Consider the following 17324-nt stretch of genomic DNA (forward strand, 5'->3'; position numbering starts at 1 on the left):
GCCATGGGCCCTATCCAATCGAAGGCCCCACCCCGCGACAAGTTGTCTGCTTGACTTGCAGAGGTACCCTACGATCGTCAACTTGACTTCGCAGTCAGTTTTTGTGATCGTGCGCGCCCTCCCAGTTTCTCAAGCACCAGAAAAAGCATGGGCAGCCCAAGAGCTACCCAGAGGATCAACCATGTCCAACCGTGATATTTCCCGGCGTTCGTTCCTGCAAGGCGGGCTGATCGCCGGTGTCGGCGTGACCCTGGCGCCGCTCGGCAGCCAGGCCTTCGCCGCCCTGATGGAAAACAAGGTCACCACCTCGCCGCAGAAGTGGATGAACCACGACGGCAAGGCGCGTTTTCGTAACGACGCGCTGTCCAAGGTCTGTGGCAACAAGGTGTTCGCCCGCGACATCCGCGCCAAGGACATGCCCGGCTGGCCGCAGCAGCAGGGCCACGCCATGCTGCTCAAGGCCACCAAGGCCGACCGCATCTACGCAGGCCATGACCTGTCGCTGCTGGGCGCCGAGCTGCAGCCGGACCGTATCGTCACCGCCGACGACCTGAAGAAGGACGGCATCGCCTGGCCCGAAGCCCATTCGCCGGACCCGCTGCTGCCGCCGGGCCAGGTGCCGATGTTCATCGGCCACCCGGTGGCGATCCTGATCTGGAACGACTTCGAGCGTTTCCGCAAGGCCAAGCTCAAGCTGCAGTTCAACGACCAGGCAATCCGCTATGGCGCCCAGGCGCCGCTGTACCAGCGCGACCCCTACGGCAGCTTCCGTTTCGTGCGCGTGGGCGGCAAGACGCCGTTCGACGAGGACGAATACTCGAGCCTGAAGAACACCATGCTGTTCCCCACCATCCTGGCGCGCAAGCCGGTATGGACCGCCGAGCCCAAGCAGCACGGCACCCTCACCGAGCAGGGGATGTTCTACGCCCAGCGCATCGACGAGCAGCTCAAGCAGCCGCCGGAAGACTGGTTGCTGTTCGACGAACGCTACAAGACCCCGTCGATCGAGCCCGCGGCCCTCGAGCCGGACAACGGCAACGGCTGGTTCGACCCGGCCACCGGCACCCTGCATTTCGTCGTGGCCACCCAGTGCCCGTTCGAAGTGGCGCAGGAATGCGTGCACATGATCAAGCCGTCGCGCTTCGGCCTGAAGCACCTGAACATGCACCCGGGCTACACCGTCGGCTACGGCTCCAAGGACAACAACATCTTCGTGTTCTACGCCGCCGTCGCCGCCCTGTACGGCGCGGGCGTGCCGATCCGCCTGGCCAACGACCGCTATGAGCAGTTCCAGAGTGGCATCAAGCGCCACCCGTTCGACATCCGCTACCAGCTGGCCGTCGACAAGAAGGACATGAGCTTCAAGATTTTCCGCGCCGACATGAGCGTCGACGGCGGCGGGCGCATCAACTACAGCCCGTCGGTGGCCGCCGTGGGCGCCACCGCGGCGCAGTCGATCTACTATATGCCGCAGAACGACCTGTCGGTGACCGCCTACCATTCCCGTGGCGTCGAGGCAGGCTCCATGCGCGGCTACGGCACCCTGCAGAGCATGGCCGCCACCGAGATGATGGTCGACGAGATCGCCGACCGCCTGGGCGTTGACGCCATCGAGCTGCGCCGCAAGAACGCGCTCAAGTCGGGCATGAAGAACACCCAGGGCGCGGTGCCCGCCGGTGCCCTGCGCCTGCACGAGATCCTCGACAAGGCCGCCGCGCACGACTGGTGGAAGAACCGCCAGGCGCGCAAGCAGGCCGAAGACGCCAAGGACCACGACAACTGGTACGGCGTGGGCTTTGCCATCACCCAGAAAGACTTCGGCACCGGCTCCGAGGCGCCGATGGCGGCAGTCGAGTTCACCGCTGACGGCCGTATCAGCCTGCGCCATATCGGCACCGAACTGGGCACCGGTATGTCCACCTCCCAGGCCCTGGTGGTCAGCGACTTCCTCGGCCGTGTCGCCGACGAGGTCATGACCGCCCAGACCGAATGGCCGGAGCTGGCGCTGACCACCAGCGGCAACCCCTACCTGATCAGCCAGGCCGAGCAGGACGCCGCGCTGCGCAACCCGCGCTGGGTCGGCAAGCTGGCTTCGCCGTCGTCGGCGACCAACTCGGCGTTCTACTTCAGCCACGCCACCCGCGAAGCGGCCCGCGTGCTGTTCAACCACGGCCTGTGGCCGGCGGCCATGGCCCTGTGGAGCCAGGGCCCGTATGGCGGTCAGGCCAACCCGCTGGTGGTGCGCCGCGAGAACGCGGTGTGGGTCAACGGTGAGCTGACCGGCAACGGCCTGGCGCCGATCCCGTTCGCCACGCTGGCCAAGAAAGCCCATGAGATGGGCCTGGTCACCGGTGTCAGCGTGCACGGTTTCAACCGCTGGAGCTGGGCCGAGGCCGACTACGTCATCGACGGCGTGCGCGAGCGCCTGCCGCTCGATGCCGTGGCGGTAAAGTACGGCGACGGCGCGGTGAACGCGAAGAAGGCGCAGATGAACAGCGCCGGCTTCCACCTGCTTGACCGGCAGAACGCCGAGTACCCGGCCACCCAGCTGAACAACGCCATGGTCACCTACTACAGCCCGGTGGCGACCATCGTCGAGGTCAAGGTCAACAAGGGCAGCGGCGAGGTGACGGTGCTCAACCACCACAGCTGGGTCGAGTGCGGCCGGGTGCTGGTGCCGGAGCTGGTCAAGGGCCAGCTCGAGGGCGGTATCGCCATGGGCATCGGCCATGCGCTGCTGGAAGAAATGCCGCTGTACGAGGGTGGCCCGGGCGAGGGCGACTGGAACTTCAACCGTTACCGCCTGCCGATGGCCAAACATGTGGCGGTGTGGAAGCAGACTTCGGAGATCCTGCCGCCGCTGTCGCCGACCGACCCGTCCAAGGGCATCGCCGAAGTGGTGATGATCCCGGTGGTCGGCGCCATCGGCAACGCCGTGGCCCATGCCATCGGCAAGCGCGTGCGCGACCTGCCCATCACCCCCGCCCGAGTCAAGGAGGCCCTCAATGGCTGACCGCAAGCTGCAACTGACCCTCAACGGTCAACCTGTCGTCACCGAAGTGGTCCCCGATGACCTGGCGATGATCGACTTCCTGCACGAATACCAGAACCTCACCGGCTCGCGTCTTGGCTGCGGCCAGGGCATCTGCCATGCCTGCGTGGTGATCGTCGACAATCCCGACGGCACCAGCGAGGAAGTGCGCACCTGCATCACCGGCGCGCATTACTTCGAGGGCAAGAAAGTCCGCACCATCGAAGGCCACGCCAAGCTCGACGAAGCCGGCAACCCCGGCGAGCTGAACCCGATCCAGCAGAAGTTCGTCGACCGCTTCGCCTTCCAGTGCAGCTACTGCGCGCCGGGCTTCGTCAACGCCGCCACGGTGCTGGTGGAAAAGGCCCAGCGCAAGCCGCTGAAGCAGAGTGAGCTGGAGGGCGCCATCGAGGCCAGCCTCGGCCACCATGTGTGCCGCTGCACCGGCTACGTGCGTTACTACGAGGCGACCCGCGAAGTGCTGGGTGACCTCGGCCTGGTCAAGGAGGGTTGAGCATGACGCGCGTTCTGAGCAGCCTGGCCCTGGCCATCGGCGCACTGGTCACCTTCAACGCCCAGGCGGCGGACGAGGCCTTGATCAAGCGCGGCGAATACCTCGCCCGCGCCGCCGACTGCATGGCCTGCCACACCGCCGAAGGCGGCGCCCCGTATGCAGGCGGCCTGCCGATCCATTCGCCGTTCGGCACCATCTACGGCACCAACATCACCCCGGACAAGCAGTACGGTATCGGCAACTACAGCAGCGACGAGTTCTTCGCCGCCCTCACCGAGGGCAAGCGCAAGGACGGCGCTAACCTTTACCCGGCCATGCCGTACACCTCGTACCACCTGGTCAAGCGCGAGGACTCCGACGCCATCCATGCCTACCTGATGAGCGTGGCGCCGATCAACCGTCCGGCCCCGGAAACCAGCCTGAGTTTCCCGTTCAACGTACGCACCGGCCTGATCGGCTGGAACCTGCTGTATGGCAAGAGCGTGCAGTTGGAGGAGGGCAAGGGCAATAGCGAGGCGTGGAAGCGCGGCCAGTACATGGTCGAGGTGCTCGGCCACTGCGGCGAATGCCACACCCCGCGCAATCCGATTGGCGCGCTGCAGCAGGACAAGCGCCTGACCGGCGGCTTGCTGCTGGGCTACCTGGCACCAAGCCTGCTGGCCCAGGACCTGGCCGACCGCGGCTGGAACCAGGCGGACCTGGCGACCTTCCTCAAGCACGGGGTCAGCGCCCAGGGCAGCATGTTCAACGAGATGTACCCGGTGGTGCACCACAGCACCCAGCATCTGCAGGACAGCGACCTGGCGGCCATGGCCACCTACCTGCTCGGCGACCAGCCGCCGGCGGCCAAGGTGGTGCAGGCGGTCGCCCACGAAACCATGGGCGAGAGCGCCAAGCGCGGCCGCCAGCAGTACCTCAACGTCTGCGCCGGCTGCCACGGTGTCGAGGGCGAGGGCAAGCCGCACATCGCCGTGGCCATGCGCGGTAACACCGTGCTGCGCCAGGCCGACTCGCGCAACCTGGTCAAGGCCATCGTCGACGGCATCCGCGAGCAGCAGTTCACCGGTTTTGAGCGCATGCAGCCGATGCCGGGCTTCGCCGACAAGCTCGACGACCGGCAGCTGACCGATATGGTCAACTACCTGCGCGAAGCCTGGGGCGGCCTGCCGGGCGACCTGACCACCCAGCAGCTGGCCCAGCTGAAGGCGGACTGACCCGTGCAGCATCTCGACCTGCAGGTGGTGCGCCAGGCGGCGCAGTGGTCGCGTGACGGCTTGCGCGTGTGGCTGTGCACGGTGCTCTGCACCTACGGCTCGGCGCCGCGCGCGCCGGGCTCGCTGTTGGCGGTCAACGACCAGGGGCACTGGGTCGGCTCGCTGTCCGGCGGCTGCGTCGAGGAGGACTTCCTCGAACGCGTCGCCGCCGACGAGTTCGCCGCTGCCGTCGCCGTGGTGCGCTATGGCGACGGCAGCGACACCCGCGGCAACATCCGCCTGCCCTGCGGTGGCATCCTCGATGTGCTGGTGGAGAACCTGCCGGGCGACTGCGCGACCCAGGCACACCTGGGTGAGCTGGAGGCGGCCTTGCTGGGCCGTCGCCGGCTGCTGCGCGAGGTCGACCTGCGCACGGGCGAACGTCGCGTATTGGATGACCACAGCCAGGGGCCACGGGTGGAGCAGGGCGGCGAGTTCGTGCGCTTGCGCGTCGGCGCCGCCCAACGCCTGTTGCTGGCCGGCTACTCGAGCGTCGCGCACTTCTGCGCCGAGTTCGGCAAGGGCCTGGGCTTCGAGGTGGTGCTGTGCGACCCTCGCGACGAGGTGATGGACAACGTGGTGCTCGACGGGATAGAAATCCGTCGGGAACTGCCCTCGCTGTTCATCGCCAACGGTGGCTGCCACCGCGACACGGCGGTGGTGGCGCTCACCCACGACCCGAAGATCGACGACCTGGCCATGCTCGAAGCGGTACATACCGAAGCCTTCTACATCGGCGTGATGGGCTCGCGCGCCACCTCGGAAAAGCGCCGTGAACGCCTGCGCCGTATCGGCGGGCTCGACGATGCCGAGATGGCGCGCATCCATGCCCCCATCGGCCTCAACCTGGGCAGCAAGACGCCGGCGGAGATCGCCCTGGCGGTGCTCGCCGATATCCTCCGTACCCGCAGCGGCATCGCCCGCGAGGCTTTGTGAGCGTCGTCGCGTTGGTATTGGCGGCCGGCCAGGGTTCGCGCTTCGGCGCGGACAAGCGCCGGGCCGCGCTGGGCGATGGTCGCAGCCTGTTGCAGCATAGCGTCGAGCGCGCCCTGGCGGCGTTCGACGAGGTGCGCGTGGTGCTGCGCGCTGGCGAACGGGGCGAGGATCTGGGGTTGCCGGCGGGCTGCCGAATTGTCCATAGCCTCGAGGCCGGACTGGGCATGGGCCATAGCCTGGCGGCGGGCGCCGCTTCGCTGGGCGACAGCGAGGCGCAGGCGGTCGCCATCCTGTTGGGGGACATGCCGTGGATTCTGCCCGCAACCTTCCGGCGGTTGATCGCAAGCGCTGGCCCTGCGGTCATCGTGGTGCCGCGTCATCTGGGGCAGAATGGGCATCCGGTGCTGTTTGGGCGCAACTACTGGCCTGAACTCGCACTGATGGCCGGCGATGAGGGCGCGCGTTCGGTGCTGCAACGGCATCGGCAACAGTTGCAGGTGGTCGAGGTAGACGACGCAGGTGTATTGCGCGACGTCGATACACCCGCTGCGCTCGACTAGACTGCCCTGAGCCATTTTGCGGTCCCGGTGTAGGAGCGGCCTTGTGCCGCGAAAGGGGCGCGAAGCGGCCCCAGGCTCCGAGTCACCATCAATATCGCTGGGGCTGCTGCCGCAGCCCTTTCGCGGCACAAGGCCGCTCCTACACCGGGACTTTGTACCGATGCCACGGACAGCCATTGAGGGAAAACCCTCATTGCCGCTCATCCGGTGGCCTCCTAGCATGGATCCGGTCAACCCCCAGGCACAGGAGCACAGCCGTGACCAACAGCAACGACGACAAACGCCCGACCCCCGATCCGGCCGAGGACAACGCCTTCTTCCCCTCGCCGTACTCCCTCAGCCAGTTCACCTCGACCAAGTCTGACCTCAGCGGCGCCGACTACCCCGACGCCTACAAGGGCGGACGCTGGAAAATCCTCTTGATCGGCGCCGACGAGCGCTACCTGCTCACCGACAACGGCACGCTGTTTTCCACCGGCAACCATCCGGTGGAAACCCTGCTGCCCATGTACCACCTGGACAAGGCCGGCTTCGCCTTCGATGTCGCGACCTTGTCGGGCAACCCGGTCAAGTTCGAATACTGGGCCATGCCGCGCGAGGACCAGCAGGTGCTCGGCCTGTTCGAGCGCTACAAGCCAGCCTTCAAGCAGCCGCGCAGGCTCGCCGAGGTGATCGACAGTGCCCTGGGTGACGACTCCGATTACATTGGCGTATTCATTCCCGGCGGTCACGGCGCTTTGATCGGCCTGCCGGAAAGCAAAGAAGTCGCCCAGGTGTTGAAATGGGCGGCGGATCACGACAAGTTCGTTATCACCCTGTGCCACGGTCCGGCGGCGCTGCTGGCTGGCGGCAAACTGTTCGATGGCTACAAGATCTGCGCCTTCCCCGATGAGCTGGATGCCAAGACCCCGGACATCGGCTACATGCCCGGTCACCTGACCTGGAAGTTCGGCGAGCGTCTGCAGGCGCAGGGCGTCGAGATCGTCAACGAGGGTATCTCCGGCGCCGTCCACCAGGACCGTCGGTTGCTCACCGGCGACAGCCCGCTGGCCGGCAACGCCTTGGGCAAGCTGGCTGCCGCGGCGTTGCTCAAGGCGGCCAACGGCGGGTGAGCGGCATGCCGTTCGACGAGGTGGTACAGGCGGTCCGGCAGATCGAGCAGGCTACCGCCCTGACGACGATCCAGACGGCCGTGCGCAACGTCGCCCGGCCGCTGGGCTATGACCGCTTTGTGTTGTTCAGCGCCAGCGCTGCGCGGGATGAAGTGGTCGAGCGCATCCACTGGGTGGAAGGGGACTGGTTCGGTGATGGCCAGGTGGTCGATGCCCGGACCTACGTGCGCCATTGCCCGGTGACGCGGCACCTGCTGGCGGCGCGTGAGCCTTTCTTCTGGAGCAAGCAGCCGAGCGACGAAGGCGAACGCTACCGTGTGGTTCGGGTGCCTGGCGGGCCGGGTATCCATGGCCTGCAAGTGCCGGTGTTCGGCCCGGCGGGCCTGGAGGGAGCGATGAGCCTGGGCGGTGTGCGCATCGACGCTTCGGCGCCGGCGCGCCTGGCCCTGAGCCTGCTGGCCAACGCCGCGTTCCTCGGTGCACGGCGGCTGCTGGAGGCACCGCCCGGCGAGGGTCAGCTGTCGGCGCGTGAGCGCCAGGTGCTGGCCTGGACCGCCGCCGGGCAGCGCCAGGCGGATATCGCCGCCACCCTGGGCCTGTCGGTGCGCACCGTGGAAAACCATCTTCGCGCCGCCCGCCGGCGCCTGGGGGTGAGCACCACCGCCCAGGCGATCAGGATCGCCCTGGGCAGCGGCGCGCTCGACTGACTCAGCCGTTGTGCGCAACCGTCAACACCACCTTGCCGATATGCCGGCCAGACTCCATCAGGGCATGGGCCTGGCTGGCCGCCGCCAGCGGGAAGGTCGCGTGAACCAATGGCTTGACCGAACCGCTGCGCACATGAGGCCAGGCCTTGGCCAGCAGGTCCGTGAGAATCGCTGCCTTGTCGTCGGCACTGCGCGCGCGCAGCGTCGAGCCGATATGGGTCAGGCGCTTGGTCAGCAGGGGGAACAGGTCGACCTCGGTGGCCGGGCCCTTGACCACGCCGATCTGCACGATGCGTCCGTCCATGGCCGCGGCCTTGAAATTGCGGGCCACATAGTCACCGGCGATGATGTCGACGATCACGTCCACGCCCTTGCCCTCGGTGTGCAGCATGACCTGTTCGACGAAGTCCTCGCGGGTGTAGTCGATGGCCACGTCGGCGCCCAGTTCCAGGCTGGCGGCCTGTTGCCCGGCGCCATTGACCGTGGTGAGGATCTTCGCCGCGCCCAAGGCACGGGCCAGCTGCGTGGCGGTGGTGCCGATGCCGGAGGCGCCGCCGTGGATCAGCACGCTTTCACCGGCCTTGAAGCCGCCACGCTGGAACAGGTTGACCCAGACGGTCATGAACGTTTCTGGCAAGGCCGCGCCCTCGACCATCGACAGGTTGTCCGGCAGGTGCGCGGTGGTGCGCTCGTCGGCCACGGCGTACTCGGCGTAGCCGCCGCCCTGGACCAGGGCGATCACCGCGTCGCCCACGGCAAAGTGGCGGACCTGCTCGCCGGTGGCCACGACCTTGCCGGCGATCTCCAGCCCCGGAATGTCCGGCGCGCCGGCGGGCGGGTCGTACAGGCCCTTGCGCTGCAGCAGGTCGGGGCCGTTGACGCCGGCGGCATGGACCTGGATCAGCACCTCCCGGGGGCCTGGTCGAGGCGTGGCATGGGTGGTGGCCTGCAGGACCTCGGGGCCCCCAGGTTGGGTAATATCGATGGCGGTCATGTGAGTGGGGATGTGACGCATGAAAACCTCTGTCATTCTGAGGAAAGGCCGCTTTGGCCCGGTGCGTCACAGGGTATGAAACCCACGCTGCGCGGTCGCGCGGCGATTTTGCGATGCACCTTTGCAGATTTTCTTCAGGTGAGATTTGTGTCGCGGTACCTGTCCTGTGGGAGCGGGTTTGCCCGCGAATACGTTGGTGAACCCACTACTGTTTTCGCGGGTAAACCCGCTCCCACAGGCTCTCGTTACCCGACGAATGATGGAGTGAGCGAATGAACTGGGATGACGCCCGCATGCTGCTGGCCTTGAGCCGAGAACTGACCCTGCGCCGCGCCGCCCGGGTACTGCGCGTCGACCAGGCCACCGTGGGCCGGCGGGTGGCGGCGCTGGAGGCCGACCTTGGCGCGACCCTGTTCCTGCGTACGCCCGCCGGCTACCAGCTCACCGCCACCGGTGAAGTGGCCGTGGAAATGGCGCAGAAGATGGAGCAGGCTGCCCTGGAGTTGGCCCGTCGCACCCGGGGCAGCGATAACGAACAGGCCGGCGAGGTGCGCATCGCCACCACCGATTCCCTGGCGCTGGAGTTCGTCATCCCGGCGCTGCGCCGGTTGCACGACGATCACCCCGAGGTGCGCATCGTGCTCAGCGGCAGCTCGGAGATTGTCAACCTGTCGCAACGCGAAACCGACATTGCCATCCGCAACCAGCGCCCGGACAACCCCGACCTGGTGCTGCGCAAGCTGGCCAGCTGGCAGATGGGGCTGTTCGCCTCGGCGGACTATCTGGCGCGTCGCGGCATGCCGCAGGAGGGCAGTTTTGCCGGCCATGACCTGGTGGTGTACGAGCCGTACTGGCGTGATCGCGGGGTACCGACCCTGGTGGACGTGCCCATGGGCGAGGGCAGGGTGGTGATGGCGGCCAATGCCAGCATGATGCTGCGCCGGGGCATTGCCGAAGGGTTGGGCCTGGGCGAGATCCCCGTGGCGTTGGGGCAGCGCGACGGCCTGCTGCGGGTCTGGCCGCAGCGCGCGCGCAGCCAGCCCTACGAGGTGTGGATGGTCACCCATCGCGACCTGCGCCACACGGCGCGGGTGCGGGCAGTGATCGACCAGCTGGTGCAGGCGTTTGCCGATTGAGGACGCTGTGCGGTGCGAATACCTTCAGTTGGCGGGCAGCTTCAGCGGATGCAAGGCGCGGAAACCCTGGGCCTCTTCAACCAGCCAGTCATGCACTGCACGCGCTCCCGGCTGGCTCAGTCCGCCCGGCGGATACAGCAGCACATAGCGCTTGTGGTTGGCGATCGGCACCCCGAACGGCACGATCAGCGCGCCGCGCTCCAGCTCGTCGTTGAGCAGGGTGCGCCGGGCGATGGCCACGCCGACGCCGGCGATGGCGGCCTCGATGGTCAGGTGGTTGCGGTTGAAGGTGTGCCCGCGGCGCACGTCCAGCCCGCCGGCGCCGATGCCGTCGAGGTAGAACTCCCATTCGGCGTACTCCGAGCTGCCGCGCCAGGCGGTGATGTCGTGCAGCAGCGGGTAGTGGGCCAGGTCCGCCGGCCCGTGCAGCGGCGGGCGGCCACGCAGCAGGGCCGGCGAGCAGACCGGAAAGATCTGCTCGTCCAGCAGCGGGGTGGAGAGCATGCCCGGGTAGCTGCCGTCGTTGAGGTCGATGGCCAGGTCGAAGTCTTCCGGGTGCAGCGCCTGGTTGCTGTCCTCGGCCACCAGGCGCAGCTCGATGTCCGGGTAGCGCTGCTGGAAGCGTGGCAGGCGCGGTGTCAGCCACTTGGCCAGGAACGAGGGGATCGAGCGCAAGCGCAAGGTGCCACGGATTTCACCGGCATCCAGACGCAGCAGCTCGGCCTCGATGCTGCCGTAGGCCTCGGCCACGGTCTGGGCCAGGCGCTGGCCTTCGGCGGACAGCTCGACGCCGCGGGCGCGGCGCAGGAACAGGCGAAAGCCCAGGCGTTCCTCGAGCTGGCGCATTTGTTGGCTGACCGCGCCGGGGGTGATGTGCAGCTCCTCGGCGCAACGGGTGAACGACAGGTGCCGCGCCGCACAGGAGAACACGTGCAGCCAGACGAACACCTGGCCGTTGAGTGGGCCTTTCATCGTTTAGTCCTGCTAAAGGCTTATGTAGGAAGTTTCGTTGGTCAAGCTGGCCTGAGAGGGGCAGTATCGCGCAACTTGGCAATATCGCTCAAATTTTCCAGAGAGCCGTGGCATATCCTAGATGGTTGTCACGGTCAGGCATTAGCATGGCTATCAGTGTTTTCGACCTTTTCAAGATTGGCATCGGCCCGTCCAGCTCCCATACCGTCGGCCCCATGCGCGCCGCGGCGACCTTCGCCCAGGCCCTGCGTGAACGCGGCCTGCTGGCCCAGGTGCGGCGGGTCGAGGTGCGCCTCTATGGCTCGCTGTCGGCCACCGGTGTCGGTCACGCCACGGACCGCGCCTGCCTGCTGGGGTTGATGGGCCAGTGGCCGGACCGCATCGATCCGCACAGCATCGAGCCACGCATCGACCAGCTGATGCAGGAGCAGTGCCTGATGCTCGATGGCAGCCAGCCGATCGAGTTCCAGTACAGCCGTGACATGCGCCTGCTCGACGAGAGCCTGGCCTATCACCCCAATGCGATGACCCTGGAAAGCTTCGACGGGCAGGGCAGCCAGTTCAGCCAGACCTACTATTCCGTGGGTGGCGGCTTTATCGTCGAGCAAAGCGAGATCGATGCGCCGCAAGGCAGCGACAACCTGGTCGCCTTGCCCTACGAATTCTCCAGCGGCGCCGAACTGCTGGCCCTGTGCAAGGCCCACAACCTGAGCGTCAGCCAGCTGATGCTGGCCAACGAGTGCGCCTGGCGCCCGGAAAGCGAGGTGCGCGAAGGCCTGCTGAAGATCTGGGCGGCGATGGGCGAGTGCGTCGACAACGGCCTGCGCAACGAAGGCATCCTGCCCGGCGGGCTGAAGGTCAAGCGCCGGGCGGCGCGCCTGCACCGCAGCCTGCAGGAGGTCGGCAAGCCCAACGTGATCGGCTCGACCCTCAGCGCCATGGAATGGGTCAACCTGTTTGCCCTGGCGGTCAACGAAGAGAACGCCGCCGGCGGGCGCATGGTCACCGCGCCCACCAACGGCGCGGCCGGGATCATCCCGGCGGTGCTGCATTACTACATGAAGTTCAACCCCGGTGCCTGCGACGACGACGTGGTGGCGTTCCTGCTGGCGGCCGCTGCGGTGGGCATCCTGTGCAAGAAGAACGCCTCGATCTCCGGCGCCGAAGTGGGCTGCCAGGGCGAGGTGGGCTCGGCCTGCTCGATGGCCGCCGCGGGGCTCGCCGAGGTGCTGGGCGCCACGCCGCCACAGCTGGAAAACGCTGCCGAGATCGCCCTTGAGCACAACCTCGGGCTGACCTGCGACCCGGTCGGTGGCCTGGTGCAGATCCCCTGCATCGAGCGCAACGCGATCGCCGCGGTGAAGGCCATCAACGCCGTGCAGATGGCCCTGCGCGGTGACGGCGAGCACTTCATCTCCCTCGACCGGGTGATCCGCACCATGCGTGACACCGGCGCGGACATGCACGCCAACTACAAGGAAACCTCCCGCGGCGGCCTGGCTGTCGCGTTCGTCGAGTGCTGATGGCTCCGTACGGACCACGCTGTAGGAGCGGCCTCGTGCCGCGAAAGGGCCGCAAAGCGGCCCCGGCGATACTCCTCCCACACTGAAATTCTTGGGCTGCACTGCAGCCCGTTCGCGGCACAAGGCCGCTCCTACAGGGGAGCGGTATCAACCTGCAACACCCGCTGCACCTGCGACAAAAACAACTACAAGGCGATACCCAATGACTGATGTACAAAGCACCACGAGCGTTTGTGCGGATTCGGCTGCCCTGGCTTCGGCCAGCGGCTCGACCACCTGGAACCGCCACGACACCACCTGGGCCCTGGGCCTGTATGGCACGGCGATCGGCGCCGGCACCCTGTTCCTGCCGATCAACGCCGGGGTCGGCGGTTTCTGGCCGCTGCTGATCCTGGCGCTGCTGGCGTTCCCCATGACCTTCTTCGCCCATCGGGCGCTGACCCGCTTCGTGCTGTCCGGGCGCAAGGGTGGCAACGAGGACATCACCGAGGTGGTGGAAGAGCACTTCGGCGTGGGCGCCGGCAAGCTCATCACCTTGCTGTACTTCTTCGCCATCTTCCCGATCCTGCTGGTCTACAGCGTGGCCTTGACCAACACCCTGACCAGCTTCTTCGAACACCAGCTGCACATCGGCGCGCCGCCGCGAGCGCTGCTGGCCCTGCTGCTGATCTGCGGGCTGATGATCGTGGTGCGCTGTGGCCAGCAGATCATCGTCAAGGCCATGAGCGTGCTGGTCTATCCCTTCGTTGCCTCGTTGCTGCTGCTGGCCTTGAGCCTGATTCCCAACTGGAACGGCGCGTTCTTCGCCCAGGCCAACGAAGGCATCAGCGCCTCGAAGCTGCTGCTGACCTTGTGGCTGGCGATCCCGGTGATGGTGTTCTCGTTCAACCACTCGCCGATCATCTCGGCGTTCGCCGTCGACCAGAAGCACCGTTATGGCAATGACGCCGACCGCAAGAGCGGCCGCACCCTGGCCACCGCCCATGTGATGATGGTGCTGACGGTGATGTTCTTCTGCTTCAGCTGCGTGCTGGCCCTGAGCCCGGCCGACCTGGCCGCCGCCAAGGCGCAGAACATCTCGATCCTGTCGTACCTGGCCAACCACTTCCAGACTCCGGTGATCGCCTTTGTCGCGCCGCTGATCGCGCTGGTGGCGATCACCAAGTCGTTCCTTGGCCACTACATCGGTGCCAGCGAGGGTTTCCAGGGCATGATCGTCAAGAGCCTGCGCGGGCGCGGCAAGACCTGGCCGGCCAAGCGCCTGGAGCGCGCCACGGCGTTGTTCATGCTGGTGACCTGCTGGGCGGTGGCGACCCTCAACCCGAGCATTCTCGGGCTGATCGAAAGTCTGGGTGGGCCGGTGATCGCCTGCTTGCTGTTCCTGATGCCGATGTATGCGGTACAGAAGGTGCCGGCGTTGCGCCAGTACTCGGGCAAGCTGTCGAACGTATTCGTGGTCTTGATCGGCTTGATCACGCTGTCGGCGATCGCCTATAGCTTCATGGCCTGACCGATGATCGCGGGGCCAGTCCGCTCCCACACCTTGATGTGGGGGCGGGCTGGCCCCGCGACGGTTCAGGTCAAGCGTTTTCCAGGTGCTTGATCACCGCCTTCAGGCGCTCCGCGGGTTGCGGTTGATCCTGGTGGGTGATGTCCGGCGCCTTGCGCACGCGGCCATGCTGGTCGACCCAGTGGCCGTTGCTGAAGTACCGGTAGCTGGCGGTGCCGATGTTCCAGCCCTGGTCGAGCAGGCCCTGCAGGTGGAAGGTCTGGGCGATCTGGCTGAGCGGACCGCTTGGGCTGCCATCCAGGTGCAGGACAATTGACGGGCTACCTACGGGCGCGAACGGCAGCTCGCTGTAGCCGCCCCACACTCTGGCGTGGAAGACCTGGACCGGATGCGTGGCCTGGATGATGGAGGCCCTGCCGGTGACCTTCTTCTGCACGGTATTGACCAGCAGGTCGAGGGTCAGGATAGGTGCGCCGAGCAGCCCGTTGCTGACGTTCAGGCGGGTATGAAAAAGTCCGAAGGACATGCTGATTCTCCTTGTCTGCTCAGGCTTTCTTGGCGGCTTTGGCGGCCGGGCTCTTGGTCGAGGCGAGGGCCTGGTCCAGGGCTTTGCCCACGGCACCGCTGGCCAGTTGCTTGAGTTGCGCGACGTCACCAGTGGCGATCACGGCCTCCAAGGTGGCGTTGTGCAGTTCGGTCGTCAGGTCGACGTTCGGCAGTGTCTGGATGCGTTTGAGCTCAAGCACGACGGGTACGTTGTCCACCTCGATCCAACGCTGGCCGTTGTAGTAACGGTAGCTGGCCGTGCCTTTCTGCCAGTCCAGGTCAAGCAGTGCGCGCAGTTCGAACTGCTCCGGCGAATTGGCGTGTGGGCCACCGTGGTTGCCACGTACCGTCAGCAGGATCTTGCCTTCGCTTGGTGGTTGCACGGTGAGGTAGCTGTAGCTGCCCCAGGCATCCAGGCCCAGCTCCAGCGGTGGGTTGGTGGTCTGGGTGATCAGCGCGTGGCCGTTGACGCTGCGGTCTGGGGTGTAGACCAGCAGGTCCAGCTGCAGGCGCGGGGCGCCCGGGGCATTGGTACCAATGAGGTAGGACACCGGGAACAGGCCTTCCGACGGTGCGGTCAGCGATACAGACATGATTGCCTCCGTTGCATTCAATGAATGAAATACCGTAACCAACGCTTGCGCAGGCGGACGGGGGAGAAAAGGGGGAGAGGCAGGTAGACGGGCGGATGTACTGGCGTGCCCGGTGCGAGCGGCTGTTGGCAGCCGGCTTGTGCAGCCATCCCTGAAGTGCGGTGCCGCCTGCCTGGCAGCTCGCTTGAGTTAAGCAGGCAAAAAATGCTGTGATGGCCTTTTTGCAGTATGTCCGACGAGTGGTGTCAATAAGGCCTGCAAGCCGGCTCCCGTTTCGTGGGAGCGGGCTTGCCCCGCGATGAGCTACGGGCTGGACGGACTCACTTCGACTTCTGCTGCAACGCCACGAAGCTGCGGCGCATGTCGCTGGCCCAGCCATCGAGCACCGGCTTGACGTCGTTCAGGGTCAGTTGCGTGCTGTCGTTCTCCAGCTCCTTGCCGCTGCCCTTGCGCACCACCTGGGCCAGCACGTTCTGGTTGCCGCCGTCGAGGAATGCAGCCTCCACGGCGATGTCCACGGCCTGGTCGCGGCCGCCGGCGGCCGTGTTCACCGCCGCGGCCACCAGGGCGATGGGAATCACCTCGTAGGGTTTGAGGCCCTCGGTGCTGGTGGACACTGCGGTGATCGCCGGGCGCACCACGATGGTGTTCGGGCCAGGCTCCTTGACCAGGGTGAGCACGCTACCCAGTTCGCGGCGCATCGCTTCGTTGAAGTAGCGGGTGATCTCCTGCAGGGTCTGCGCCGAGATCACGTTGGTCGGTTGCGGCTTGGGATAGAACTGGCTCGGTTCGATGAACACCTTGGTGTACTGGCTGGCCTTCACATCCGGGTCGATCCAGCGCATCACCGGCGCACCGGAGACGCTCTCGGCGGGCTTCAGGCGGCTGTAGTCCTTGAGGAAACCGGAATAGTCCTTGGGATCGACACGGTTGCTGGAGCAGGCAACCAGGGCCAGCAGAGCAGCGCACAGCAGGGTGGTGCGAGGCAGGTGCTTCATGATGACGAGGTCCATGAGGGAAGTGGCCAGAACAACGCTAGCAGGTGGTTGGCGGATGGCCAGCAAGAGGGCATCAGGCATGGATTGAATGAGTACTGCGATTGGGGGATGTGGCTGGCAGGAGCTTTATCAGATAGAACACCGCGTGGGCGGTGCTCTAACTAACGGACACAGCATGTTCCCGCCGTGTGCCTTGTCGCCCTTACACAACCCCTGCCATGTCCAACCCCTGCGGTCAGCCCAGCGCCTCGCGCAACCGGTACCACAGCATGCCCAGCGCCAGCAGCGGCGAGCGCAATGCCTTGCCGCCGGGGAAGGTCAGGTGCGGCACCGCGCTGAACACATCGAAGCCCTGGCTGTGCTCGGTGGCGATGGCCTCGGCGAGCAGCTTCGCGGTCCAGTGGGTGACGTTAAGTCCATGCCCAGAGTAACCCTGGGCATAGTAAACGTTAGGGTGCTGGCCGAGGCGGCCGACCTGGGGGAAACGGTTGGCGGTGATGCCGATCATGCCGCCCCACTGGTAGTCCAGGCGCACCTCGGCCAGTTGCGGGAACACCTTTAGCACTTTGGGCCGCATGTAGGCGCCGATGTCCTTCGGGTCGCGCCCGGAATAGTGGCAGGCGCCGCCGAACAGCAGGCGGCGGTCGGCGGTCAGGCGGTAGTAGTCCAGCCCCACCTTCTGGTCGCACAGTGCCATGTTCTGCGGGATCAGCGTGCGCGCCAGGGCCTCGGGCAAGGGTTCGGTGGCCACCACATAGCTGCCGGCCGGCAGGACCTTGCCGCTCAGGCGCGGCTCCAGCGCGTCGAGATGAGCGTTGCAGCCCAGGATCAGGCTCTGGGCGCGCACCCGGCCCCGGGCGGTGTGCAGGGTCACCGTACTGCCATGTTCGATACGCAGCACCGGGCTGTGCTCGAAGATCCGCACACCCAGGCCGTGGG

Annotated in this window: 16 protein-coding genes; 10 read left to right on the plus strand and 6 right to left on the minus strand. The window is 66.4% G+C overall.

The window, feature by feature from the left end; all coding sequences use genetic code 11:
• Nucleotides 1-181: 181 nt before the first annotated feature.
• The 7 genes from POF53_RS23205 (at nucleotide 182) to POF53_RS23235 (ending at nucleotide 8113) form a co-directional block, all read left to right on the plus strand.
• Nucleotides 182-3013: a xanthine dehydrogenase family protein molybdopterin-binding subunit gene (locus POF53_RS23205; protein ID WP_254464118.1), complete on the plus strand. Its 2832-nt coding sequence runs from the start codon at nucleotides 182-184 to the stop codon at nucleotides 3011-3013.
• Nucleotides 2943-3545, plus strand: a complete 603-nt coding sequence (locus POF53_RS23210) for a (2Fe-2S)-binding protein (protein ID WP_498969617.1) — start codon at nucleotides 2943-2945, stop codon at nucleotides 3543-3545. Before POF53_RS23205 ends, POF53_RS23210 begins: the two co-directional genes overlap by 71 nt.
• A 2-nt stretch (nucleotides 3546-3547) precedes the next feature.
• Entirely contained in the window at nucleotides 3548-4759 is a 1212-nt protein-coding gene (locus tag POF53_RS23215) for a cytochrome c (protein WP_203652392.1), read from the plus strand.
• 3 nt (nucleotides 4760-4762) lie between these two features.
• Nucleotides 4763-5734 carry an XdhC family protein gene (locus POF53_RS23220; RefSeq protein WP_232855521.1) on the plus strand — a complete coding sequence of 324 codons (972 nt, stop codon included), beginning with the start codon at nucleotides 4763-4765 and terminating at the stop codon, nucleotides 5732-5734.
• A complete protein-coding gene (locus POF53_RS23225) occupies nucleotides 5731-6294 on the plus strand; it encodes a nucleotidyltransferase family protein (RefSeq protein WP_203652394.1) in 564 nt (187 codons plus the stop codon). The genes POF53_RS23220 and POF53_RS23225 overlap by 4 nt, the downstream gene beginning before the upstream one ends.
• Nucleotides 6295-6551: 257 nt before the next feature.
• Nucleotides 6552-7406, plus strand: coding sequence for a glyoxalase III HchA (gene hchA / locus POF53_RS23230; RefSeq protein WP_254464117.1), 855 nt, complete (start codon nucleotides 6552-6554; stop codon nucleotides 7404-7406).
• 5 nt (nucleotides 7407-7411) lie between these two features.
• Nucleotides 7412-8113, plus strand: a complete 702-nt coding sequence (locus tag POF53_RS23235; protein ID WP_254464116.1) for a PA1136 family autoinducer-binding transcriptional regulator — start codon at nucleotides 7412-7414, stop codon at nucleotides 8111-8113.
• Between the two features lies 1 nt (nucleotide 8114).
• On the opposite strand, the gene POF53_RS23240 is transcribed toward POF53_RS23235, so the two are convergent.
• Complete coding sequence (locus tag POF53_RS23240; protein ID WP_254464115.1) at nucleotides 8115-9128, minus strand: NAD(P)H-quinone oxidoreductase; 1014 nt, start codon at nucleotides 9126-9128, stop codon at nucleotides 8115-8117.
• Between the two features lie 251 nt (nucleotides 9129-9379).
• Between POF53_RS23240 and POF53_RS23245 the strand changes: the two genes are divergently transcribed.
• Nucleotides 9380-10243, plus strand: a complete 864-nt coding sequence (locus POF53_RS23245) for a LysR family transcriptional regulator (RefSeq protein ID WP_254464114.1) — start codon at nucleotides 9380-9382, stop codon at nucleotides 10241-10243.
• 24 nt (nucleotides 10244-10267) lie between these two features.
• Here the strand turns inward: POF53_RS23245 and POF53_RS23250 are convergent, their stop codons facing one another.
• The gene (locus POF53_RS23250) at nucleotides 10268-11215 is read right to left on the minus strand and encodes a LysR substrate-binding domain-containing protein (protein WP_254464113.1); all 948 of its coding nucleotides are present in this window, start codon (nucleotides 11213-11215) and stop codon (nucleotides 10268-10270) included.
• A 146-nt stretch (nucleotides 11216-11361) separates the two neighbouring features.
• On the opposite strand from POF53_RS23250, the gene POF53_RS23255 reads away from it, so the two are divergent.
• Both POF53_RS23255 and POF53_RS23260 read left to right on the plus strand, forming a co-directional pair.
• A complete protein-coding gene (locus POF53_RS23255) occupies nucleotides 11362-12738 on the plus strand; it encodes an L-serine ammonia-lyase (protein ID WP_254464112.1) in 1377 nt (458 codons plus the stop codon).
• A 202-nt stretch (nucleotides 12739-12940) separates the two neighbouring features.
• On the plus strand, nucleotides 12941-14248 hold the full coding sequence (locus POF53_RS23260) for a serine/threonine transporter (protein ID WP_254464111.1): 1308 nt from the start codon (nucleotides 12941-12943) through the stop codon (nucleotides 14246-14248).
• A gap of 70 nt (nucleotides 14249-14318) precedes the next feature.
• Here the strand turns inward: POF53_RS23260 and POF53_RS23265 are convergent, their stop codons facing one another.
• From POF53_RS23265 to POF53_RS23280, 4 genes are all read right to left on the minus strand, one after another.
• Nucleotides 14319-14774, minus strand: a complete 456-nt coding sequence (locus tag POF53_RS23265; protein WP_498969622.1) for a DUF1842 domain-containing protein — start codon at nucleotides 14772-14774, stop codon at nucleotides 14319-14321.
• Nucleotides 14775-14793: 19 nt separating this feature from the next.
• Nucleotides 14794-15387 carry a DUF1842 domain-containing protein gene (locus POF53_RS23270; protein WP_232855515.1) on the minus strand — a complete coding sequence of 198 codons (594 nt, stop codon included), beginning with the start codon at nucleotides 15385-15387 and terminating at the stop codon, nucleotides 14794-14796.
• A gap of 320 nt (nucleotides 15388-15707) precedes the next feature.
• Nucleotides 15708-16385: a DUF3313 domain-containing protein gene (locus POF53_RS23275; protein ID WP_050705590.1), complete on the minus strand. Its 678-nt coding sequence runs from the start codon at nucleotides 16383-16385 to the stop codon at nucleotides 15708-15710.
• Between the two features lie 235 nt (nucleotides 16386-16620).
• A partial coding sequence (locus POF53_RS23280; protein WP_498969625.1) for an NAD(P)/FAD-dependent oxidoreductase occupies nucleotides 16621-17324 on the minus strand: 704 nt, incomplete at its 5' end.

The organism is Mitsuaria sp. RG, from assembly GCF_028369275.1.
Classification (GTDB): domain Bacteria; phylum Pseudomonadota; class Gammaproteobacteria; order Pseudomonadales; family Pseudomonadaceae; genus Aquipseudomonas; species Aquipseudomonas peradeniyensis.